Raw genomic sequence first — 8,095 nt, forward strand, 5'->3', positions numbered from 1 at the left:
CTTGTCCGTCACTCATGGTCGCGCCATCAGGAACATCAACGACGAGCCGCGATATGCCGCGCACGCCGATCCGGATCACTCACGAGACTCCAGGAGTCCCTTCTCCAACGGCGGCAGCGGTATGTCTCCCCTCTGACTGACGTGAGGACATATAGATGACTGCCACTACCTATCAAGCCATCGCGATGATCGTCTACTTCGTGGCCATGCTCGCCATCGGGGGCTGGGCATATCTGCGAACGGACAACTTCGACGACTACATGCTCGCCGACCGCGACCTCAATCCCTGGGTGGCGGCACTGTCGGCGGGAGCCTCGGACATGTCGGGGTGGCTGCTGATGGGACTGCCGGGAACCCTGTACGTCAGTGGACTGGTCGAGGGATGGATCGCCGTCGGACTGACGGTCGGAGCCCTGGCCAACTGGCTGCTGGTGGCCCCGCGTCTGCGCGCCTACACCGAGGTCGCCAACAACTCGATCACCGTTCCCAGCTTCCTGGACAACCGACTCCACGACACGCATCGGTTGCTGCGCTGGTCCAGTGGCCTCATCATTCTGGTCTACTTCACCTTCTACGTCTCCTCCGGCATGGTCGCCGGCGGCCGTTTCTTCGAGTCCTCCTTCGGAATGGACTATCGCCTCGGCATGGTCATCGTCGCCGCCATCACCGTGGTCTACACGCTGATCGGCGGATTCCTGGCCGTGTCCTACACCGACTTCGTCCAGGGAGTCATGATGGTGTCCGCCCTGGTCATGGTGCCCGTCGCAGGTGTCATTCGGCTCGGAGGACTGTCCAACCTGACCAAGGCCATCGCCGAGGTCGACCCCCACTACTGGGTCATCTGGGGGCCGACGACGACGCTGCTCGGCGTCATCTCGGCACTGGCCTGGGGCCTGGGCTACTTCGGTCAGCCGCACATCATCGTCCGGTTCATGGCCATCCGCAGCCCCCGGGAGGCCGTGGCCGGAGGCACCATCGGAATCGGCTGGATGCTCTTCGCCGTGCTCGGTGCAGCCGGCACCGCGATCGTGGGCGTGGCCACCTACCAGCACGACAAGAAGCAGCTGGCCGACCCGGAGACGGTCTTCATCACGCTGGGCAAGCTGCTCTTCCACCCGTTGGTCGCTGGCTTCATGCTGGCAGCCATCCTCGCCGCCATCATGTCGACGATCTCCTCCCAGCTGCTCGTGACCTCCTCAGCGCTCATCGAGGACCTGTACGGCTCCTTCGCCCGTACCCGAGAGGAGAAGATCAGTGGCAACCGCATGGTGCTCTACTCGCGCATGGCGGTCTTCGCCATCGCCCTGGTCGCGGCGGTCATGGCCTGGAACCCCAGTAAGACGATCCTCGACCTCGTGGCCTTCGCCTGGGCCGGCTTCGGCGCCTCCTTCGGACCGACCATCCTACTGTCCCTGTACTGGAAGCGCTTGAGCGCCATGGGTGCCTTCGCCGGAATGATCACCGGGGCCGTCGTCGTCATGATCTGGGGGAACGTCTCCGGTGGCCCGGGCGGCATCTTCGACCTCTACGAGATCGTGCCCGGATTTGTGGGCAACCTGGCTGTGGCTGTGGCCGTATCTCGGATGAGTCAGCCCTCGAAGGAGATCTCCGCGGAGTTCGACGCCGCTGTTGCGGCCTCACGGGCATAGACGGCCCACACCATTGCTCGCGGCGCTGTGGATCATCATGGCGCCGTGAGCGGTCCACGACTGCGGCTGTGGTGGCCCACGACGACGGTCGCCACAACCGCAGTGGCCGTGTAGCGATCAACGTTGTATCCTTGCCGCCAGCAACGTGCTCCGGGGTCGGTGAAAGTCCGAACCGGCGGTCACAGTCCGCGACCCGCTCGCACCACAGCTGCCTGAGGCGGCCAAGGGTGCGGCGGCTGAGCCGGTGGAATCCCGGCACCGACGGTGAAAGTCCGGAGGGGAGGATGCGCGTGGCGCTCGGCGGGGTGACCCGCGACTCGAGGCAACGTCCCGATCTCACGGATGACGGTGAGCTCACCGGATGGTGAACCGAGCGAGCGCCCAGCACGTATGTGCGCCGACCGACGGTGTACAGGCGGACCCCGGTGCAGCCGGGAGCGCCCGTTCCCGGAACGAACCGGGAGGACACCGTCGTGTACAGCCCCAGCCCCATCGGCAAGGCCGCACGCTCTCAACCTTCCTCCACCGCGGCATCCTGCGATGTCCAGGAGCCGTTGACGTCCTCGACCTCACCGATGCCCTCGCCGTCGGGGTCCGCCTCAGAGTCGTCGCGCACGGCTCCGGCTCACCATGTGCCTTGTATCCGCGCAGCAGGCCGCCGCGGCCCGTGGCCGGCGTTCCTTCTCGGCGCTACTCTGCTCGTCGCGTGGCAGGCCGCCGCGACCTCAGGCGCTGTTCCGGCAATCTTCCTGCCCAGCCCGCTGGCCGTCATCAACCGGATGTGGCTGGGCCTGACCCAGGCGGGGCTGGCCTCCTACGCAGGGGTGACGCTCAAGGAGGCGCTGCTGGGCTGCCTGCTGGCCGCCGCCTTCGCGCTGCCACTTGCCTGGGTGCTGCACCACTGGCGGTTCTTCTCCCGGGCCGTGCTGCCCTATGTCGCTGCGAGCCAGGCGGTTCCCGGTATCGCCCTGGCCCCGCTCCTCGTCCTGTGGATCGGCTACGGCACCCTGCCGGTGGTGATCCTGTGCGCCTTCATGGTGTTCTTCCCCATCACAATCACCGTGCTTCTGGGGCTGCGGGGCCTGGACACGGACGTCATCGATGCTGCCCGGCTCGACGGCGCGCACGGGCTGAGCATGCTCGTGCACATGGAGCTGCCCATGACGCTTCCGGCGATCTACACCGGACTGCGCACAGGGTTCACCCTGTCCATCACCGGGGCGGTCGTCGGAGAGATGATTATGGGCGGTGAAGGCCTGGGAATGCTGTTGTCCACCCAGCGCGACAAGGTGGACACCACCGGCATGTTCTCCACCATCACCCTCCTGTGCATCCTGGCCACCACCATCCACTGGGCGCTCCACGAGCTCGAGCAGCGCAGCCGCACCGTGGACGCCCTGCGCGGCCGGCGTGCCGGCTGAGCCACCTCGACCATCGCGCTCCGGCCCCATCGCCCCACCCCGATCCCCCTGGAAAGGAAACACTCATGCCCCTCTCGCGCCGCCACCTGCTCGCCAGTGGTCTCGTCCTGAGCGGAACCGGCGTGCTCGCCGCCTGCTCCTCACAGGCAAGCGGCCCACTGACCATCGGGCTGACCTACACGCCCAACATCCAGTTCGCCCCCTTCTACATGGCCAAGAAGGACAGCAAGTACGCCTCCGGGGTGAACCTGCGTCATCACGGGGCCCAGGAGGGACTCTTCGACGCCCTTCTCAGTGGGAAGGAGCAGCTCGTCGTCGCCGGAGCAGATGAGGCCGTCGTCGCCGCCTCCAACGGGTCCGACCTCGTTGTCGTCGGCGGCTACTACCAGTCCTACCCGGCCTGCCTCATTGTCCCGGAGGGCTCTGCGATCAAGGCGCCTGCGGACCTCAAGGGCAAGACCGTCGGCACGCCGGGACGCAAGGGGGAGACCTGGTACGCCCTCCAGCTGGCCATGGACACCGCCTCGCTGAGCGAGTCCGACCTGACGATCCAGGACATCGGCTACACCCAGCAGGCGGCGCTCGTGGGCGGCAAGGTTGACGCCGTCGTCGGCTTCTCCAACAACGACGCCGTGCAGATCAAGCAGGCCAGCACCGCGGTGCGCACAATCCAGCCGGCCGAGTCGATCCCCCTCATCGGCGTCTCCCTGGTGACGACCCGCAAGCTGCTGGACTCCCGGCGTCAGGACCTCCAGGCGGCGGTCAAGGCCTCAGTGGAGGGCATGACCGCTTTCGTCAAGGACCCCGACGCCGCCGTCGAGGCGACCAAGGAGCACGTGCAGGACCTGGTCGACTCCACTCAGGCCGCCAACGCCCGCGAGGTCGCCGTGGCCACGGGCAAGCTGGTCAGCGGGGAGGGCAAAGCGGCCGTCGGCTCAGTGCGGGTCGACGACTTCACACCGATGATCGAGTTCCTCGCCTCCCACAAGATCCTGGGCGACAAGAAGACGCCCAAGGCCGCCGAGGTCTGCGTGCCCCTGGGGCAGTAGGTACACGGATGTCAGGGGCGCGCTGATCGCATCGTCATTCCTCCGGCGAGGAATCCGGTGTCGGTCCCTGCTCGCCGTTGTGGTGCTCGTAGTGGGCCATACCCAGCTCGCGGTGCGCAATGCGCCGTAACGCAAGGAGTATCGGCTCGTAGACCACTGTCCCCAGAACCGCCTGCCTCACCGATTCCTCGCGCGACTGCCAAGGGATGTTCTCGATATCGGCGCGCGCAGTCCGCCGCGCGGCCTCGACGTAAACGGCCAGCTGCTCAGAGCTCATGGCCATACCGATCTCCTCAGCGAAAGCCAGGGCCACGTTGAGGTGCCTGACCGCAGGATGTTCGGGGGAGCAGGGCAGGCCGAACTGCTCCAGTACCACACGCGCCTTGCCCGCCCTCGACTCCTCGTGCTGGTGAGGGGCTGGGATCGCCTCAGTTGCGAACTTCATCGCCTCCCACGGCTCCTGATCCGGTTGATTGATCACGTCGATGACATCACGCACCTGATCAATGGATGCGCCTAGGACGTGCATGAGTCCCCGAATGAGGCGCAGTCTCTCCAGGTGCTGAGTCCCGTAGTCAGACTGCCGCGCGTTAACGGGCGTACCGGCGGGTAGGAGGCCTTCGCGGATGTAGTACTTGATCGTCGCCACCGGGGTCCCGGACTCCTTGGCGAGCTCCGAGATACGCATGGTCCTCCTTCTTCAGTGGCGTCGCCGGGCCGTCGTGCGATGTCGCCCTGGTCCGAGCATACGAGCGCACACGGCCCCCAAGGCTCACGCGCGCCGATACCAAGGTTCGAAGGGAAACAGCTCAACCCCCTGAGACGGTAGAACGGCGGCAATGTCTCGCGTGACCTAGTGGACAGAGAGCGTTGGTTGACATGTAGATAGTGACGGTATCTACTTAGATCGGTACTTTCACTATCCAGTTAGGAGTCGTCTTGTCCACCCAGACCACACATCGTTCGCTCGGCGAGCCTTCCCCCACCTCGCCAACCACCGGAACCGGGGACCATCATCGAATCCCTCCTGCGTGGGTCATGCTTGCAATCGCCCTTCCCACCCTGATGACGTCACTGGACTCACTGGTGGTCACGATCGCGCTTCCGCAGATTCACCGGGACCTGGGGGCCTCGGTCACCGAGCTGCAATGGTTCGTCAATGCCTACACGCTCACTTATGCCACCTTGATCCTGCCAACCGCAGCATTGGGGGACCGGATCGGGCGCCGTAAGCTCTTCCTGTGGGCGGTGTTCCTGTTCACCTCAGCCTCAGCTCTGGCAGCGCTGGCCTCCACACCCTTGGCACTCATCGGCGCCCGGGTGGTCCAAGGTGCCAGCGGGGCGGCCATCGGCTCACTGTCTCTGGCGCTCCTGGCCGACGCCGTACTCCCGCACCTGCGAGAACTCGCCATCGGTGTGTGGGGCAGCGTCAATGGTCTGGGTGTTGCCGCCGGCCCCATCGTCGGAGGCGCCGTCGTTGAGGATCTGCACTGGAGCTTCATCTTCTGGATCAATCTCCCAGTGGGCGCCCTGTCCCTGTCACTGGGATGGTGGAGTCTTCACAACGTCGTCACCGTAGACAGGTCTGAGGCTCGGTCAACCGACCTCGCAGGACTGGCGATGGCGGCGACCTTTGTCTTCCCGTTGACCTGGGCACTGGTGGAGGGCAGCAGCCGCGGCTGGACCAGCCCCCTGGTTCTTGGATGCTTGGCTCTGGCACTGGCCTCACTGGCCGGCTTCATCTGGCGGGAGCGCACCGCTCGTAGTGCTTTTGTGCCAGCGCGCCTGTTCCGCGACCGGAGCTTCGACCTAGTCAACACCGTAGCGATGCTCTTCTCCGCAGGGATCTTCGGATCAGTGTTCCTCGTCAGTCAGTACCTTCAGATCGGGATGGGCTTTGGCCCACTGGAGTCGGGACTGCGCGCAGCACCATGGACCATGGTTCCCATGGTGGTGGCCCCGGTGGCGGGAGTGCTCGTCAAGCGCTACGGGCCACGGGCGGTGCTACTGATCGGTATGGTGCTGCAGACGGCGGCAGTAGGGTGCTTCGTGCTCCTGGCACACACGAGCAGCGGTTATGGCCCCTACGTCCTGCCCATGCTCATCGCAGGTACTGGCATGGGGCTGACCTTCTCCCCGTTGGCAACCGCAGTCCTGGAGGGGATCGCGTCTCAGGACCGTGCCATCGTCTCGGGGGTCAATCAAACGGCTCGTCAGCTGGGGACGGCCACAGGCATCGCGCTGTGCACTGCCCTTTTCACCACCTTCGGCGCTTACGCCCCTGGTGAGAGATTCACCGCCGGACTCGTCCCAGCGCTGGGCGCCTGCACGGTTTTGCTGGTAGCGGCCACAGCACTTGTCATTGCCATGCCTCGCGGCCGGTTACAGCCGGCAGGCCAGTAGCGAGGAGACGAGGATGGCGCGCGCCCCGACCTCGTAGAGCTCGTCCATGACCCGGTTCATGTCGGCTCGCGGGACCATGGCGCGTACCGCCACCCAGTCGGGGTTCTGCAGCGGTGAGACGGTGGGGGACTCGATGCCCGGGGTGAGGGACGTTGCCAGGTGCAGCTTGTTCATGGGGATGTCGTAGTCGACGAGCACGTAAGCGCGGGCACGCAGCACCCCCTCCAACCGCCGTACGAGCGTGGCCAGCCCGGGCTCTGCGCGGAACTGCTCGGTGGTGATGAGCACAGCCTCGCTGACAAGGATCGGATCCCCGAAGGTCTCCAGGCCGGCGGCCCGCAACGTCGTGCCGGTCTCGACGACGTCGGCGATGAGGTCGGCCACGCCCAGCTGGACGGAGGACTCCACGGCGCCGTCGAGGTGAACGGTCTGGGCATCCACGCCCCTGGCGGCCAGGTAGCTGCGCACCAGGACGTCATAGGAGGTGGCCACGCGGCGTCCGGCGACGTCGGCCAGGGAGCTCATCGTGCCCTTGGGGGCGGCGAAGCGGAAGGTGGAGCGGGCGAAGCCCAAGGGCAGGTGCTCGACGGCGTCGACTCCGGAGTCCAGGAGCAGGTCGCGGCCGGTGATGCCGGCGTGGACGGTGCCCTGGCCGACATAGACGGCGATGTCGCGTGGCCTTAGGAAGAACAACTCGACGTCGTTGGCCTCGTCGACGAGCACGAGCTCACGGCCCGTACGGCGGGTGCGGTAGCCCGCCTCGGAGAGCATGGTGATGGCGGGGTCGGACAAGGAGCCCTTGTTCGGGACGGCAATACGCAGCACGGCGGTTCCTGATCTGTGGTGGGGGAGTCGAGTAGGAGGCGTGAGGGGGCTCGGGGACTACAGATAGCGGTAGACGTCCTGGAGGCTGTAGCCCTTGGCGAGCATCATGACCTGGGCGTGGTAGAGCAGCTGGCTGATCTCCTCGCAGGCGGCCTCATCGGACTCGTGCTCGCAGGCCATCCAGGCCTCGGCGGCCTCCTCCACGAGCTTCTTGCCGATGAAGTGGACCCCACGGTCCAGCTCCTCCACAGTCCCGGAGCCCTCAGGGCGGGTGGCCGCCTTGTGCTGCAGCTCGCTGAAAAGGTCCTCAAAGGTCTTCATGGGCCTAGGCTATCGGAAAGCCGGTGCGACACTGACCGACCGTTGTCCCATGACCTCTGTAAGACCGGTCCGGCTCGCAGCGCTCGGTGCCTGCGACGGAGTCAGCCATCTCCGAGCGATGTCCTGCCCTGAGGTTTTCCACAGGGTGTCCTCGGGGTCTGGTTTGGGGGCGTTGAGGCAGGTAATGTCAATGCACCGTCTGGACGGGCAGTGTCGCCCGGCCGGGCGGGGGATGGAGTTGTTTCGGTGGCGAGGAGGCTTCCGTGATGAGTGCGTCCCTACGATCCCCCAAGGCTGCAGATGCCCGGCGTCCTGCATCCGGCTCTGGCCGGGTCACCGTGTTGGAGCGCCACCCTGCCGCGCGCAGCCGCCGCAGGGGTGTGGCCGGGTTGGTGGCGGTGTGTGTGCTGGCGCTGGGGGTGGCGGC

Annotated in this window: 7 protein-coding genes and 1 riboswitch; of the genes, 4 read left to right on the forward strand and 3 right to left on the reverse strand. The window is 66.1% G+C overall.

All coding sequences use genetic code 11. The annotated features are described in order from the left end of the window. The first annotated feature begins 155 nt into the window (after positions 1 to 155). The 3 genes from putP to HMPREF3165_RS03325 all read left to right on the forward strand — a co-directional run bounded on the left by putP (position 156) and on the right by HMPREF3165_RS03325 (position 4,119). A complete protein-coding gene (gene putP, locus HMPREF3165_RS03315) occupies positions 156 to 1,649 on the forward strand; it encodes a sodium/proline symporter PutP (protein ID WP_070510791.1) in 1,494 nt (497 codons plus the stop codon). A 141-nt stretch (positions 1,650 to 1,790) separates the two neighbouring features. Further along, positions 1,791 to 1,941: riboswitch (FMN riboswitch) on the forward strand. Between the two features lie 340 nt (positions 1,942 to 2,281). Then, positions 2,282 to 3,070: an ABC transporter permease gene (locus tag HMPREF3165_RS03320; protein WP_256274872.1), complete on the forward strand. Its 789-nt coding sequence runs from the start codon at positions 2,282 to 2,284 to the stop codon at positions 3,068 to 3,070. Positions 3,071 to 3,135: 65 nt separating this feature from the next. After that, positions 3,136 to 4,119 carry an ABC transporter substrate-binding protein gene (locus tag HMPREF3165_RS03325; RefSeq protein WP_070510795.1) on the forward strand — a complete coding sequence of 328 codons (984 nt, stop codon included), beginning with the start codon at positions 3,136 to 3,138 and terminating at the stop codon, positions 4,117 to 4,119. Between the two features lie 34 nt (positions 4,120 to 4,153). On the opposite strand, the gene HMPREF3165_RS03330 is transcribed toward HMPREF3165_RS03325, so the two are convergent. Then, the gene (locus HMPREF3165_RS03330) at positions 4,154 to 4,807 is read right to left on the reverse strand and encodes a MerR family transcriptional regulator (protein ID WP_070510797.1); all 654 of its coding nucleotides are present in this window, start codon (positions 4,805 to 4,807) and stop codon (positions 4,154 to 4,156) included. A gap of 350 nt (positions 4,808 to 5,157) precedes the next feature. On the opposite strand from HMPREF3165_RS03330, the gene HMPREF3165_RS03335 reads away from it, so the two are divergent. Then, the gene (locus HMPREF3165_RS03335; RefSeq protein WP_070510799.1) at positions 5,158 to 6,522 is read left to right on the forward strand and encodes an MFS transporter; all 1,365 of its coding nucleotides are present in this window, start codon (positions 5,158 to 5,160) and stop codon (positions 6,520 to 6,522) included. Here the strand turns inward: HMPREF3165_RS03335 and hisG are convergent. Beyond that, complete coding sequence (hisG, locus tag HMPREF3165_RS03340) at positions 6,502 to 7,347, reverse strand: ATP phosphoribosyltransferase (protein ID WP_004564884.1); 846 nt, start codon at positions 7,345 to 7,347, stop codon at positions 6,502 to 6,504. The two genes, HMPREF3165_RS03335 and hisG, sit on opposite strands and share 21 nt — an antisense overlap. A 57-nt stretch (positions 7,348 to 7,404) precedes the next feature. Then, positions 7,405 to 7,668: a phosphoribosyl-ATP diphosphatase gene (locus HMPREF3165_RS03345; RefSeq protein ID WP_004564885.1), complete on the reverse strand. Its 264-nt coding sequence runs from the start codon at positions 7,666 to 7,668 to the stop codon at positions 7,405 to 7,407. Positions 7,669 to 8,095: the final 427 nt, after the last annotated feature.

Origin of the sequence: Actinomyces sp. HMSC08A09 (genome assembly GCF_001807465.1) — a bacterium.
Lineage (GTDB): Bacteria > Actinomycetota > Actinomycetes > Actinomycetales > Actinomycetaceae > Actinomyces > Actinomyces oris.